Here is a 13,327-nt window from a genome sequence, read left to right as displayed (position 1 = left end):
GAACGTCACCGGCGTTTGCACGTCGGGCGAGAGTGCTTATCTTCGCCCAAACTGTGTCTTGTGAGGAGTTGGGCATTGCGTGCATTCCTGTTCGCCCTGCTGACATTAGCAGGTCTGAGCCCGGCGGTGGCCGGTGACGTCTCTACCTTCGAGTTGGAAAACGGCCTGAAAGGCGTCGTGATCGAGGATCATCGCGCTCCGGTCGTGGTCCATATGGTCTGGTACAAGGCCGGATCGGCCGACGAGAAGCGCGGTAAATCCGGCATCGCCCATTACCTCGAACACCTGATGTTCAAGGGCACCGACACGATGGCACCCGGTGAGCTGTCGAAGACGGTCGCGGCCAATGGCGGCTCGGACAACGCCTTCACCAGCTACGACTACACCGCCTATTTCCAGCGCATCGCGGCCGACCGGCTTCCGCTGGTGATGAAGATGGAAGCGGACCGGATGCGCAATCTGCGGATTTCGCCCGATGATGCGAAGACCGAGCTGCAGGTGATCCTCGAAGAACGCGCGCAACGCACCGATTCCAACCCGCGGGCACTGTTCAACGAGCAGGAGCGCGCCGCCCAGTTCCTCAACTCGCCCTACGGCACGCCGGTCATCGGCTGGCGCAAGGAGATGGAAGGGCTGACCCGGCAGGACGCGCTCAACTGGTATCACGAATATTACGCCCCCAATAACGCGATCCTCGTGGTCGCGGGCGATGTGAAGCCCGACGAGGTGAAGGCGCTGGCCGAGAAGTATTACGGCAAGCTGAAACCGACCGAGGACCTGTCGCCCCGCGCCCGTCCGCAGGAGCCGCCGCAACGCGCCTCGCGGCACCTGACCTTCGAGGACCCGCAGATCGCCCAGCCCTATCTGGTGCGCAGCTACCTCGCCCCCGAACGCAATCCGGGCGACCAGAAGCGCGCCGCCGCCCTGACTGTGCTGTCCGAGATTCTCGGCGGCAATCAGGCGACCTCCGTGCTGGGCCGCAAGCTGATCTACGGCGACGGCACCGCGATCTATGCGTCGAGCTATTATGACGGCATGTCGATCGATGCGACGACCTTCAATCTCTCGGTGATGCCCGCCAAGGATGTGAGCCTCCCCGAGGCCGAAAAGGCGCTCGACACGGCGCTGAAGCAATTCCTGAAGGAAGGCATCGACCCCGAGCAATTCGCCCGCATCAAGACGCAGGTGAAGGCCGCCGAAATCTATTCGCGCGACAACACGCAAGGGCTCGCGCGGCGCTATGGCGAGGCGCTGGCCTCCGGCTTCTCGGTGAAAGATGTCGAGGATTGGCCGGATGTTCTGACCTCGGTGACGGAAGAGGACGTGATGGCCGCCGCCCGCGACCTGTTCCAGAACAAGGACTCGGTGACGGGCTATGCCAAGCGCCCCGATGACGCCCCCACCGAAGCTGCGGCCCCCGCCGCGCCGCCCGCGCCTGCGCAGGAGATCACCCAATGATCCACACCCGTTTCCCGATCACCACGCGCCTCGTGATGGCGTCGCTTTTCGCCTTCGTGCTGGCGCTGCCTGCCCGTGCGATCGACATTCAGCAGGTCACCTCGCCCGGCGGCATCAAGGCGTGGCTGGTGGAGAATCACGACATCCCCTTCACCGCGCTCGACATCGCCTTCCGCGGCGGGGCGAGCCTCGATGCCGAAGGCAAGCGCGGCGCGATCAATCTGATGACCGCGACGCTCGAAGAGGGCGCGGGCGAGAAGAACTCGCAGCAATTCGCCGAGGCCGAGGAAGCGCTGGCCGCGCAATTCGGCTTCGACGTGGGCGACGACTCGCTCGATATCTCGGCCCGGATGCTGACCGAGAACCGCGACAAATCCGTCGACCTTCTGCGCGAGGCGCTGGTCAATCCGCGCTTCGATCAAAGCGCGATCGAACGCGTCCGCCAGCAGGTGCTGGCCGTGATCGCATCGAGCAAGCAGGACCCGAACGACATCGCAGGCGAGAAATTCCGCGAGATCACCTATGGCGATCACCCCTATGGCAGCTCGCTCAACGGCACCGTCGACAGCGTGAAGGGCCTCACGCGCGAGGATCTGTTCGAAGCCAAGGACCGCGTGATGAGCCGCGATCACTTGGTGGTCTCCGCCGTGGGCGACATCACCCCGGAAGAACTCGGGCCGATGCTCGACAAGCTGCTGGGCGATCTGCCCGCCAAGGGCGCCGACATGCCGCCCCCCGCCGACCCCAGCTTCAAGGGCGGCGTGACTACGGTCGATTTCGACAGCCCGCAATCGGTGGTGATGTTCGGCCAGAAGGGGATCGGCCTGAAAGACCCCGATTTCTTCGCGGCCTATGTGCTCAACCAGATCGTCGGCGCGGGTGGGTTCTCGTCGCGGCTGATGGACGAGGTGCGCGAGAAGCGCGGCCTGACCTATGGAATCGCCTCCTATATCGTCGACAAGGATCTGGCGAAGACGTGGCAGGGCAGCTTCGCCTCCGCCAATGAGAAGGTCGCCGAGGCGATCTCGGTCGTGAAAGAGCAGTGGAAGAAAGCTGCGACCGGCCAGGTCACCGACAAGGAGCTGGAGGACGCCAAGACCTACCTCACCGGCGCCTATCCGCTGCGCTTCGACGGCAATGGCACGATCGCGGGCATCCTGACGGGGATGCAGCTCAACGACATGGCGCCGAGCTATATCGACACCCGCAACGACAAGGTGAACGCGGTCACGAAGGACGATGTCCAGCGCGTGGCCAAGCGCATCCTGAACCCCGACAACCTGACCTTCGTGGTCGTCGGACGCCCGCAGGGCCTGAACTGATTTCGCTGGGGATAGCTGGCGCGAATCTCTTTAGATGAGCGCCGCGCCATGCTATCCCTAGTGGAATGAACCAGCACAACCGCAATATCGGCGCGACTGAGCGTCCCGTGATCCGGCAGCTCGATGACGCTGCGGCAAACCGCATCGCAGCGGGCGAAGTGGTCGAACGTCCTGCATCGGCGGTGAAAGAGCTGGTGGAGAACGCACTGGATGCGGGCGCGTCGCGGGTCTCGGTGGAATATTGCGACGGCGGCAAGACGCTGATCCGCGTGACCGATGACGGCTGCGGGATGACCGCCGAGGATCTGCCGCTGGCGCTCTCGCGCCATGCCACCTCGAAAATCGATGGCTCGGACCTTCTCAACATCCACACTTTCGGCTTTCGCGGCGAGGCGCTGCCCTCGCTTGGCGCGGTCGGACGGCTGACGATTACCTCGCGTGTCGATGGTCTCGACGCCTTCCAGATCGGCGTAGCGGGCGGCCAGATCGGACCGGTGAAACCGGCGGCGTTGAACCGGGGCACCGTAGTCGAGCTGCGCGACCTGTTCTTCGCCACGCCCGCGCGGCTGAAGTTCATGCGCACCGATCGGGCCGAGGCGCAGGCGATCGCCGATGTGATGAAGCGGCTGGCGATGGCGGAGCCCTATGTCAGCTTCACCCTCACCGATGTCTCGAACGGCAAATCGCGCGAAATCTTCCGCGCCGATGGCGAACAGGGAGAGCTGTTCGATGCGCTCTCGGAACGTCTGGCCCGGGTGATCGGGCGCGCCTTCTCGGATAACGCGGTGCGGATCGAGGCCGAACGCGAGGATATCCGCCTCACCGGCTACGCGGCGCTGCCCACCTATTCGCGCGGCGCGGCGGTGGAGCAGTTCCTATTCGTCAATGGCCGCCCCGTGCGCGACAAGCAGCTGACCGGGGCGCTGCGCGCGGCGTACATGGATTTCCTCAGCCGCGAGCGTCACCCCGCCGCCTGCCTCTTCCTGACCTGCGAACCCGAGCGCGTCGACGTCAACGTCCACCCCGCCAAGGCCGAGGTCCGCTTCCGCGAGGCCGCGACCGTGCGCGGGCTGATCGTGACAGGGCTGCGCCATGCGCTGGCGCAAGCGGGGCATCGGGCCTCGTCGACCGTCTCGGATGCGACGCTTGGCGCGATGCGGCCTGAACCGACCGCCGATCAGCCGCCGCGCATCTACCAGATGGATCGGCCGAGCCTTGGCGCGATGCGCTCTTCCTACTCCGCGCAGGCGCCGCTGCCCGATCCGGCCTATCAACAACCGTCCTACCCGCAGCCCTCCTTCCAGGAGGCCCCGGCGCCCAGCTTCGACTACGCACCCTCGGCGCGCGCAGAGGCCGCGGCGCCCGCCGAAGCCGCGCTGACCGAGAAGCCCTTGGGCGCGGCGCGTGCGCAGGTGCATGAGAATTACATCATCGCGCAGACCGAGCGCGGCATCGTCATCGTCGATCAGCACGCGGCACATGAGCGGCTCGTCTATGAGAAGCTGAAGGGCCAGATGGCCGAGAACGGCGTGCCCGCGCAGGCGCTGCTGATCCCCGAGATCGTCGAACTCAGCCAGGGCGACGCCGCGCTGCTTTTGGAACATGCCGACGCTCTGTCGCGCCTTGGCCTCACCATCGAACCCTTCGGCGGCAGCGCGATCGCGGTGCGCGAGACCCCCGCCGTTCTGGGCGAGATCAATGCCGAAGGCCTGCTGCGCGACGTGCTCGACGAGCTGTCCGATCTGGGCGACAGCCAGTTGGTGCAGGCCAAGATCGAAGCGGTGCTCAGCCGCATGGCGTGTCATGGCTCGATCCGCTCGGGCCGCCAGATGCGCGCCGACGAGATGAACGCGCTACTGCGCCAGATGGAGGCCACGCCCCATTCCGGCCAGTGCAACCATGGGCGTCCGACCTATGTCGAATTGAAGCTCAGCGATATTGAAAGACTGTTTGGCCGCACATGATCCAGCTTGGCGATATGACCCTGACCCTGAACGACCCGCTGACGCTCGGCCTTCTGCTCGGCAGCGCGGCACTTGTTATCCTGCTGATCCTGATGGTCGCCATGTTGCGCGCTGCGGGCCGTCAGACCCGTGCGATGGACCCGATGGTCGGCCAGATGAACCTTCTCGCTCAGCGGGTGCAAAGCCTCTCGGACGGGCAGCAACAGCTGTCCGGCGGGCTGCATCACGTCTCCGAGGCGCAGGCCGCGAGCCAGACAAAGGTACTCGCTCTGATGGAAAGGCGTCTGGCCGAGGTTTCGCGCGGCATGTCGGAAAGCCTGCATGGCACCGCCACCCGCACAGCGCGCTCGCTGGGAGATCTGCATCAGCGGCTCGAGGCGATCGACAAGGCGCAGGCCAATATCGAGAAGCTTTCCGGCAATGTGCTGGGCCTGCAGGACATCCTGTCGAACAAGCAGACCCGTGGCGCTTTCGGAGAGATTCAGCTGCACGATATCGTCGGCAAGGCGCTGCCCTCGGACAGTTTCACGATGCAGGCGACCCTCTCGAACGGGAAGCGCGCGGATTGCCTGATCCACCTGCCGAACCCGCCCGGCCCCATCGTCATCGATAGCAAATTCCCGCTGGAAGCCTATGAGGCGCTACGCCGCGCCGACACGCAATGGGAGCGCCAAGAGGCCAGCCGCGCGATGAAAACCGCGGTGCGCGCTCATATCAAGGCGATCTCGGAGAAATACATTCTCGAAGGCGAGACGGCGGACGGCGCGCTGATGTTCCTGCCGTCCGAGGCGGTCTATGCCGAGCTGCACGCGAATTTCCCCGAACTGGTGCGCGAAGGCTTTGCCGCGAAGGTCTGGATCGTCTCGCCCACGACCTGCATGGCGACGCTGAACACGATGCGCGCGGTGCTGAAGGATGCACGGATGCGCGAACAGGCGGGCGCGATCCGAAAAGAGCTGGCCGCGCTTTATTCCGATGTCGACCGGCTCGGCACCCGTGTCGAAAACCTCGACCGGCATTTCGGGCAGGCAGCGAAAGACATCTCTGAGATCAAGATCTCTGCCGAAAAGGCCGGGAAACGCGCGCGTCGCCTAGACAATTTCGATTTCGAGGAGCTGGCCCCCGATACCGCCGCACAGCCGCTGCTTGTCTCGACCGCCGAAAAGAAGGCCTAAGCGGCGCCAAGCGTCGCTTTTCGGCTGCGCCCCCCTTCGGAGATTGGCATAGAGTGTGCCCATGAGTGACGAGGTCCGTTTCGACAGGGGGCCGGACGGTCGGCCCTGCCGCTTCCGCGACCCCCATGAGGTCATCCGCGCCGACGCGCCGGAGGATCTGCCCGCAGCTTTCGCGGCGATCACGCGCGCGCAGGACGACGGGCGATGGCTGGCGGGGTTCGCGTCCTACGAGCTGGGCTATTGTCTGAGCGAACGCCTCGCACCGCTCCTACCCGAGAACCGGGATTTGCCGCTGCTGGCCTTCGGGGTTTACGACGCGCCCGAGGATGTCCCGCCGCCGGTCTCGGAGAACGCGCCGCAGATCGAGCTGGGCGAGCCGCTTTGGCCCGAGGCGCGCTATGCCGAGGCCTTCCGGGCGGTCCACGACTATATCGGCGCGGGTGATTGCTATCAGGTGAACCTGACTTTCCCGATCCCCGTGACAAGCGACGTCGCGCCCGAGGCGCTATACGCGGCCCTGTCCAGCGCGGGCCAAGTGCCGCACGGGGCCGATGTCGCGTTGGCCGGGATGCGGCTGCTGTCACGTTCGCCCGAACTGTTCTTCCGCGTCGAGGGTGGCAAGATCGTCACCCGGCCGATGAAGGGCACCCGCCCGCGCGGGGCGACGCCCGATGAGGACGCCGCGCTGAAATCCGATCTGATGGGGGCCGAGAAAGACCGCGCCGAGAACCTGATGATCGTCGATCTGCTGCGCAACGACATCTCGCGGATCTGCACGCCGGGCTCGGTCAAGGTGCCGCGCCTCTTCGAGGTCGAGACCTATCGCTCGGTCCACCAGATGATCTCGGAGATCGAGGGCGAACTGGTCCCCGGCACCTACCTGCCCGAGATCCTGCGCGCGATGTTCCCCTGCGGCTCTGTCACCGGCGCGCCGAAGATCCGCGCGATGGAGATCATCCACGAGCTGGAACCCGACCCACGCGGCATCTATTGCGGCGCGATCGGCTGGACGGCCCCGGACGGCCGGATGGAGTTCAACGTCGCGATCCGCACGCTGATGCAGACCGGCCCCGGCCAATGGCGAGTGAATGTCGGCGGCGGGCTGGTCTATGACTCCACCGCCCACGGTGAATATGAGGAAGCGCTTTGGAAAACCCGGTTCCTGAAGATCTGAAGCTGATCGAGACCTTCGGCTGGCATCCCGGCGAAGGCATCCGCCGCCGCGCCCGCCATATCGCCCGGCTGACCCGCGGCGCCGAGCAGCTTGGCTACCCGCTCGACCGAGAAAAACTGACGGCAGCCCTCTCGGCAGTTTCCGGCGAGAGCCCGCTGCGGGTGCGCCTGACCCTCGACGCCAAGGGCGCGATCGAGATCACCTCTGCCCCCCTGACGCCAACCACCGCCTGGCGCCTCCATATCTCGAGCGTCACCCTCGACAGCCAGGACCCGATGCTGCGCCTCAAGACCACGGCGCGCGCGCCCTACGATGCCGCCCGCGCCGCCCTGCCCGAGGGCGTGGACGAGGCGATCCTGCTCAACGAGCGCGGCGAGATCTGCGAAGGCACGATCACCAATCTCTTCCTCAAGCGCGACGGAATTTACCTGACCCCGCCGCTAACCTGCGGCTTGCTGCCGGGCATCCTGCGCGAGGAGATGCTGGAGACAGGGGCCGCCCGCGAAGCCGTCCTGCGGCCCGAAGATCTGGCGCAGGGCGAGGTCTTCATGGGCAACTCCCTGCGCGGCCTGATCCCCGCGCAGTTATGATGCGACACGCAAACGCTTGCGCAGGCCATGCAATGGCGAGATGATGAACTCAAGAACGGAGGCAGCCATGCTCACCATCAGCCCGGCGAAAATCGCCCATGTCATCATCCGCGCTCGCAAGTTCGACGCGGGCGTTCCCGGCTCGGGTCAGGCCCGCGAGCTGCGCGCTTTCATCGCGGCGCTGAACGAGGATGAAAAGGCATCGCTGACCGCGGTGATGTGGATCGGGCGCGACACCTATGACGCGTCGGAACTCGACGAGGCGATCGCCACCGCCAAAGCCGAGGCGACCGCGCCGACCGAGGATTACCTGCTGGGCAATCCGATGCTGGCCGATCATCTCGAAGACGGTCTGAATGCGCTCGGCATCTCGCTCGAAGAGGCCGAGGAAGACATCTACCCCACGGTCTGAGCCGCGCGGCGACCACCGGACACGACAAAGGCGGCCCCCGCAGGAGCCGCCTTCCTCATTTCCAACCTTGGCGCACGAAACGCCTCGGATCAGGCCACCAGACGATAGCCGCCCGATTCCGTCACCAGCAGGCGCGCATTCGAGGGATCGGGCTCGATCTTCTGACGCAGGCGATAGATATGCGTCTCGAGCGTGTGGGTGGTGACGCCCGCATTGTAACCCCAGACCTCGTGCAGCAGCACATCGCGCGGCACCACGCCGTCGGTCGCACGGTAAAGGAACTTGAGGATGTTGGTTTCCTTCTCCGTCAGGCGCACCTTGCGGTCCTTGTCGTCCACCAGCATCTTCATCGCGGGCTTGAACGTATACGGGCCGAGCTGGAAGACGGCGTCTTCGGACTGTTCATGGGTGCGCAGCTGGGCGCGCAGACGGGCCAGAAGCACCGGGAACTTGAAGGGCTTGGTCACGTAGTCGTTGGCGCCGGAGTCGAGGCCGAGGATCGTGTCGGCATCGGTGTCATGGCCGGTCAGCATCACGACCGGGCATTTCACGCCGCTCTTGCGCAGCTTCTTGCACAGCTCGCGGCCATCGGTATCGGGAAGGCCCACATCCAGCACGACGAGGTCGTAAAGCGTCGATTTCGCCTTATCTACCGCTTCGTGACCATTGCTGGCCTCGAAGACCTCGAAATCATCGGTCGCGACGAGCTGCTCGGCGAGCGCCTCGCGCAGATCGTTGTCATCGTCAACCAAAAGGACCTTCTTCAATGATGCCATGTCCTGAGCCTCCATATGTGTTCGACGAATAGCTGTTGCCCTTTCACAGCGATGGCAAGGGTGGTGAAACCTATCTCACGCTGACGTGTCGAATCACCGGCAGATATTTCAATTTGTTACAGTCGAGGCTATCTCAGAGCGCATGACCGGCAATTTTTCCCTCGGGCCGAGCCCGGCTGAACGACTGAATCGCGCCCGCGCCGATCTGCGCATGGGGCTGCCCGTTTTGCTATCCGATCACCTCACCGTGGCGGTCGAGACGCTCTCGCCCGAGCGGCTCGCGGCGTTGCGCGCGCTGGGGCCGCTGACGCTGGTCCTGACCGCGCGCCGGGCCGAGACGCTGAAAGCGCGCGTCTACGACGCCGATATCGCCCGGATCGAGGTGCCCGCTGACGCCGATCTGCTCTGGCTGCGCGCGCTCGCCGATCCGGCAGACGATCTGCGCGTGCCGATGAAAGGCCCGCTCAAGGCGCTTCGCGGCGGCGCTGCGGACCTCGCCCGCGCCGCGATCCGGCTGGCGAAATCCGCGCAGCTTCTGCCCGCAGCGCTGATGGTCGCAGCGCCCGATCCCACGCCGACCGATCTGACCTGCATCACCGCCGAAGAGGCGCTTGCCGCCGCCGACATCCCGCAGGCTTTCGCCCCGGTCTCTGCCGCGCGCGTGCCGATGCGCGCCGCCGAAGCCGGTCGGCTGCATATCTTCCGCCCCGACAATGGCGCTGAGGAGCATTACGCGATCGAGATCGGTCGCCCGGATCGCTCCAAACCTGTCCTCGCGCGGCTGCATTCGGCCTGCTTCACCGGCGACGTTCTGGGCTCGCTGAAATGCGATTGTGGCCCGCAGCTGGACGCGGCGCTGACGCTGATGGGGCATGAGGGCGCGGGCATCCTGCTCTATCTCAATCAGGAAGGGCGCGGGATCGGGCTGGCCAACAAGATGCGCGCCTATTCGCTGCAGGATCAGGGATTCGACACGGTCGAGGCGAACCACCGGCTCGGTTTCGAGGATGACGAGCGCGATTTCCGCATCGGCGCGGCGCTGCTGCGCAAGCTCGGATTTTCGCAGGTGCGGCTGCTGACCAACAACCCTGCCAAGGTGGCGATGCTGGAAGCCAATGGCATCGACGTGACCGAGCGCGTGCCGCTGAAGGTCGGCATGAGCCGCCATAACGAGAACTACCTCGCCACCAAAGCCGCGAAATCGGGGCATATCCTGTGATGCGCCTCACGCCCACGGGCCTCCTGTTCCGCGGCCGCCGTTTCCCGGTCGAGATCGGCCGCGGCGGCGTCAGCGACAGCAAGCAGGAGGGCGACGGCGCGACTCCTTCGGGGCGGCTGCATATCCTGCGCATGTTCTACCGCGCGGATCGGATCGTTGCGCCTCAGGACTGGGCTGAACCGATCGGCCCGCGTGATCTGTGGTGCGATGCATCCGGGGATTCGGCCTATAACCACTTGGTTCGCGCCCCCTACCCCGCCTCGCATGAGGCGATGCGGCGCGCCGATCCCCTGTACGACATCGTGCTGGTGACCGACTGGAACTATCCAACCGCAGAGGCAGGCAAAGGCTCCGCCATCTTCCTGCATCAGCGCCGCCGCGCGGGCTACCCGACTGCGGGCTGCCTCGCCTTCCGCCGCGATCACCTGATCTGGATCGCACAGCGCATCACACCAGGTGAGCCGCTGGAGATTCCCCTTCGGCTTGGCGGAAATATCCTCCGGGGGTCCGGGGGCGGAAAGCCCCCGGCGCTCAACGCCCGCGACAAAGCTTAGGAATAGTCGCGCGCGCCGAAGATCGCCGAACCCACACGCACATGGGTCGCACCGGCGGCAATCGCTTTCTCGAAATCGGAACTCATCCCCATCGACAGACCGTCGAGCCCGTTGCGCCCGGCCATCTCGGCCAGCATCGCAAAATGCGGCGCAGGGTCCTCGGATTCGGGAGGAATACACATCAGACCGACGACCGGCAGGTCCTTCCCGCGCATATCCGCGACGAAAGCGTCGAGATCATCGGGCAGCACGCCCGCCTTTTGCGGCTCGCACCCGGTATTTACCTGAATGAAGAGATCGGGCGAGGCCCCGCGCGTCTGCGCCAGATTGGCCAGCTTCTTGCCCAGCGAGGGCCGGTCGAGCGTGTGAATCGCCTCGAACAGCTCCACCGCCAGCTTCGCCTTGTTAGATTGCAGCGGCCCGATCATATGAACTTCGCAGCCGGGAAATTCCTCGCGCCAGGCGGGCCACTTGCCCTGCGCTTCCTGCACGTAGTTCTCGCCAAACAGCCGATGGCCTTCGCGCAGAACCGCCTCGACTCGCTCGGCGGGCTGAACTTTCGACACGGCGATCAGCTTCACCGATCCTGGCTCGCGCCCTGCCTCTGATTCCGCTTTCGCGATCCGCGCCTGAATGTCGCTCAGTCCCATCTGGCCCTCCCTCGTCAGCGCGCCCAAGAAACACCGAAGGGCTCAAAAAGAAAAGAGCGGGCACAAGGCCCGCTCTTCCCATCGTTCTGTCCCGAAGGATTAGAACGAGAACTTCACGCCGAGGTCAGCAACCGCGTCCGAACCCGAAACGTCGGAGTCAGCGATACCGCCTTTGATCGACGCGCCGCCGCCGAGGTCGTACTCAGCGCCGAGACCGTACCAGGTCACGTCGGTGTTGGCGTTGTTGTCTTCAGCGTACTGGATGTAGCCGCCAACGGTGGTTGCGCCGAAGACCGACGAAGCACCGATGCCGTACCAATCAACGTCAGCATCCTGACCGCGGTGAGCGATCACGGCTTTGACCGAGGTGTTGCCGAACTGACCGACGCCAGCGAGCGAGATCATGTCGACGTCCATGTCGGTGCCCGAGAGCTGGTTACGGCCGTTCGAGTACTCGTAGCCCATGCCAACGGTGTAGTTGCCGAAGGTGTAAGCGCCAGCGATGGCGTACTCTTGGGTGACCGAGGTCTCGGTGGTGAGCGTAGCAACGGTGCTGTTGCCGACCGCGACCGGAACGCCGAGACCGCCGATGGTTGCGCCGTTCAGCTTGCCGTCCGACATCGAGGCTGCGACCGAGAACGCACCGAAGGTGCCGGTGTACAGCAGGTTCGGGCCGGAGTTGGCGCAAGCGCTGATGCCCGGACCGACGTTGGTGCAGTCGACGTTGCCGCCGTTGTCAGCCGTCAGGTAGCCGATGTCGTTCGAACCGCCAGCCGACGACAGGTCGGTGTAGCCAACTTCGTAGAAGTCGCCGAACAGAGCTTCCGGAGCGCCGACAACGTCGCCCATCGAGAGCTTGCCGAACGCGCCCGAGATGTAGACCGAAGCCGAGGTGCCGCGGGTAGCAGCGATAGCTTGGTCAGCACGGACGGAGCCGCCGAACTCGAGGCCACCGTCGGTGGTGCCCGAAGCGGTGAACGAGACGCGGATGCGGCTCGAGAAATTCCAGTCGTCGCCGTTGTAGACGACACCCATGCGGCCGTCGCCGCCAACCGAGACCTCAGCGGCAGCGATGCCAGCCGAGAACACGAGCGCGGTCGTCGCGAAGAGAACCTTTTTCATCGTTTTCCCTCATTGTCTTACAGGTAACCCCCAACCTGGGGAATCCGAAGTTGGGTATGACGGTGTTTTCTCTCCCCACCCCTTTCATTGCAACTCAAAGCGCCCGCCCGGGTCGAATAGGGTGTTTGATGGTGCAGACATGTCACAGTAACGTCAGCGTGCAATTGCGGTTGGCCTCTGACACCGCCCTACAATGCCCCTTACATGCGCGTATAGCGGCATCGGGCGGCATTCCCCCGAGGCGCCGGTCGGTCGAAATCCGGGGGCAAAGGGGAAAAACCTTGTCGGGCTGGGGGCCATGAGCTAGAGAAAAGGCAATCAATGACGCAGGCCGACGGGGACAGCTTCGCATGACTTCCAGAACCCTTTTGAAACGCACGGCAATTCTGGGCGTGTGCCTCGTGCTCGCAGGCTGCGGCAAGGGTATCTCGAGCGGCAACATCTTCTCGGGTGGCAGCGGGGCTACCGCTTCACAGCGCGAAGCCAATCAGCTCGACCACACGCCCGGCTCGAACGAAGCCGTGATCGACGGCCCCACGCGCCGCGTTCAGAAGAAATCGACCGTTTGGGATATTTTCGGCGGAAATGGCGATCCGAACATCACCGTCGAAGTGAACAAGTATCTCTGGCAGGCTTCGCTCGAAGTGCTCGACTTCCTGCCGATTCAAGAGGTTGACCCCTTCTCCGGCGTCATCGTGACCGGCTATGGCACCCCGCCGGGCGGCGGTCGCGCCTATAAGGCCACGGTTTACGTTACCGACCCGGCGCTCGATGCGCGTTCGCTCAAAGTGTCGATCCGCACACAGGGTGGCGCGGTCTCGGCAGATACGCAGCGCGCCGTGGAGAACGCGATTCTCACCCGCGCACGCCAGCTGCGGGTCCGCGACTCGCAACTCTGATTCCCGCAAGGC

The 13,327-nt window shown here is 64.9% G+C and carries 13 protein-coding genes; 10 read left to right on the top strand and 3 right to left on the bottom strand.

Annotated elements, in window-relative coordinates; translation table 11 throughout:
• Nucleotides 1-75: 75 nt before the first annotated feature.
• The 7 genes from ACZ7GB_RS15795 to ACZ7GB_RS15765 all read left to right on the top strand — a co-directional run bounded on the left by ACZ7GB_RS15795 (nt 76) and on the right by ACZ7GB_RS15765 (nt 8,095).
• Complete coding sequence (locus ACZ7GB_RS15795; protein ID WP_078542513.1) at nt 76-1,458, top strand: M16 family metallopeptidase; 1,383 nt, start codon at nt 76-78, stop codon at nt 1,456-1,458.
• Nucleotides 1,455-2,780: a M16 family metallopeptidase gene (locus ACZ7GB_RS15790; protein WP_472159449.1), complete on the top strand. Its 1,326-nt coding sequence runs from the start codon at nt 1,455-1,457 to the stop codon at nt 2,778-2,780. Before ACZ7GB_RS15795 ends, ACZ7GB_RS15790 begins: the two co-directional genes overlap by 4 nt.
• A gap of 65 nt (nt 2,781-2,845) precedes the next feature.
• Nucleotides 2,846-4,744, top strand: coding sequence for a DNA mismatch repair endonuclease MutL (gene mutL, locus ACZ7GB_RS15785; RefSeq protein WP_472159448.1), 1,899 nt, complete (start codon nt 2,846-2,848; stop codon nt 4,742-4,744).
• Nucleotides 4,741-5,919: a DNA recombination protein RmuC gene (locus ACZ7GB_RS15780; protein WP_347430243.1), complete on the top strand. Its 1,179-nt coding sequence runs from the start codon at nt 4,741-4,743 to the stop codon at nt 5,917-5,919. The genes mutL and ACZ7GB_RS15780 overlap by 4 nt, the downstream gene beginning before the upstream one ends.
• Nucleotides 5,920-5,980: 61 nt before the next feature.
• On the top strand, nt 5,981-7,093 hold the full coding sequence (locus tag ACZ7GB_RS15775) for an aminodeoxychorismate synthase component I (RefSeq protein ID WP_472159446.1): 1,113 nt from the start codon (nt 5,981-5,983) through the stop codon (nt 7,091-7,093).
• On the top strand, nt 7,066-7,683 hold the full coding sequence (locus ACZ7GB_RS15770; RefSeq protein WP_472159444.1) for an aminotransferase class IV family protein: 618 nt from the start codon (nt 7,066-7,068) through the stop codon (nt 7,681-7,683). Before ACZ7GB_RS15775 ends, ACZ7GB_RS15770 begins: the two co-directional genes overlap by 28 nt.
• Nucleotides 7,684-7,750: 67 nt before the next feature.
• The gene (locus ACZ7GB_RS15765) at nt 7,751-8,095 is read left to right on the top strand and encodes a DUF3775 domain-containing protein (protein ID WP_472159443.1); all 345 of its coding nucleotides are present in this window, start codon (nt 7,751-7,753) and stop codon (nt 8,093-8,095) included.
• Nucleotides 8,096-8,184: 89 nt separating this feature from the next.
• On the opposite strand, the gene ACZ7GB_RS15760 is transcribed toward ACZ7GB_RS15765, so the two are convergent.
• Nucleotides 8,185-8,871, bottom strand: a complete 687-nt coding sequence (locus ACZ7GB_RS15760; RefSeq protein ID WP_078521549.1) for a response regulator transcription factor — start codon at nt 8,869-8,871, stop codon at nt 8,185-8,187.
• A gap of 142 nt (nt 8,872-9,013) precedes the next feature.
• On the opposite strand from ACZ7GB_RS15760, the gene ribA reads away from it, so the two are divergent.
• Nucleotides 9,014-10,090 carry a GTP cyclohydrolase II gene (gene ribA, locus ACZ7GB_RS15755; protein WP_472159441.1) on the top strand — a complete coding sequence of 359 codons (1,077 nt, stop codon included), beginning with the start codon at nt 9,014-9,016 and terminating at the stop codon, nt 10,088-10,090.
• On the top strand, nt 10,090-10,644 hold the full coding sequence (locus tag ACZ7GB_RS15750) for a L,D-transpeptidase family protein (protein WP_472159440.1): 555 nt from the start codon (nt 10,090-10,092) through the stop codon (nt 10,642-10,644). Before ribA ends, ACZ7GB_RS15750 begins: the two co-directional genes overlap by 1 nt.
• Here the strand turns inward: ACZ7GB_RS15750 and ACZ7GB_RS15745 are convergent.
• Nucleotides 10,641-11,294 (bottom strand): YggS family pyridoxal phosphate-dependent enzyme, encoded by a 654-nt coding sequence (locus tag ACZ7GB_RS15745; RefSeq protein WP_472159438.1) that lies wholly within the window; start codon nt 11,292-11,294, stop codon nt 10,641-10,643. The genes ACZ7GB_RS15750 and ACZ7GB_RS15745 overlap by 4 nt on opposite strands.
• 99 nt (nt 11,295-11,393) lie before the next feature.
• On the bottom strand, nt 11,394-12,416 hold the full coding sequence (locus ACZ7GB_RS15740; RefSeq protein WP_472159436.1) for a porin: 1,023 nt from the start codon (nt 12,414-12,416) through the stop codon (nt 11,394-11,396).
• Between the two features lie 350 nt (nt 12,417-12,766).
• On the opposite strand from ACZ7GB_RS15740, the gene ACZ7GB_RS15735 reads away from it, so the two are divergent.
• Complete coding sequence (locus ACZ7GB_RS15735; protein WP_078549509.1) at nt 12,767-13,315, top strand: DUF3576 domain-containing protein; 549 nt, start codon at nt 12,767-12,769, stop codon at nt 13,313-13,315.
• Nucleotides 13,316-13,327: the final 12 nt, after the last annotated feature.

Source organism: Thioclava sp. PTB-PU3-1 (assembly GCF_055666785.1).
Note: the sequence above shows the minus strand (reverse complement) of the source record. Positions and strands in the feature narration are given on the sequence as shown.

What these genes read in the sequence shown, in the direction of transcription:
- ACZ7GB_RS15790 (WP_472159449.1), top strand. Translation starts at nt 1,455, where the DNA reads ATGATCCACACCCGTTTCCCGATCACCACGCGCCTCGTGATGGCGTCG.
- mutL (WP_472159448.1), top strand. Translation starts at nt 2,846, where the DNA reads ATGAACCAGCACAACCGCAATATCGGCGCGACTGAGCGTCCCGTGATC.
- ACZ7GB_RS15780 (WP_347430243.1), top strand. Translation starts at nt 4,741, where the DNA reads ATGATCCAGCTTGGCGATATGACCCTGACCCTGAACGACCCGCTGACG.
- ACZ7GB_RS15775 (WP_472159446.1), top strand. Translation starts at nt 5,981, where the DNA reads ATGAGTGACGAGGTCCGTTTCGACAGGGGGCCGGACGGTCGGCCCTGC.
- ACZ7GB_RS15765 (WP_472159443.1), top strand. Translation starts at nt 7,751, where the DNA reads ATGCTCACCATCAGCCCGGCGAAAATCGCCCATGTCATCATCCGCGCT.
- ACZ7GB_RS15760 (WP_078521549.1), bottom strand. Translation starts at nt 8,871, where the DNA reads ATGGCATCATTGAAGAAGGTCCTTTTGGTTGACGATGACAACGATCTG.
- ribA (WP_472159441.1), top strand. Translation starts at nt 9,014, where the DNA reads ATGACCGGCAATTTTTCCCTCGGGCCGAGCCCGGCTGAACGACTGAAT.
- ACZ7GB_RS15750 (WP_472159440.1), top strand. Translation starts at nt 10,090, where the DNA reads ATGCGCCTCACGCCCACGGGCCTCCTGTTCCGCGGCCGCCGTTTCCCG.
- ACZ7GB_RS15745 (WP_472159438.1), bottom strand. Translation starts at nt 11,294, where the DNA reads ATGGGACTGAGCGACATTCAGGCGCGGATCGCGAAAGCGGAATCAGAG.
- ACZ7GB_RS15740 (WP_472159436.1), bottom strand. Translation starts at nt 12,416, where the DNA reads ATGAAAAAGGTTCTCTTCGCGACGACCGCGCTCGTGTTCTCGGCTGGC.
- ACZ7GB_RS15735 (WP_078549509.1), top strand. Translation starts at nt 12,767, where the DNA reads ATGACTTCCAGAACCCTTTTGAAACGCACGGCAATTCTGGGCGTGTGC.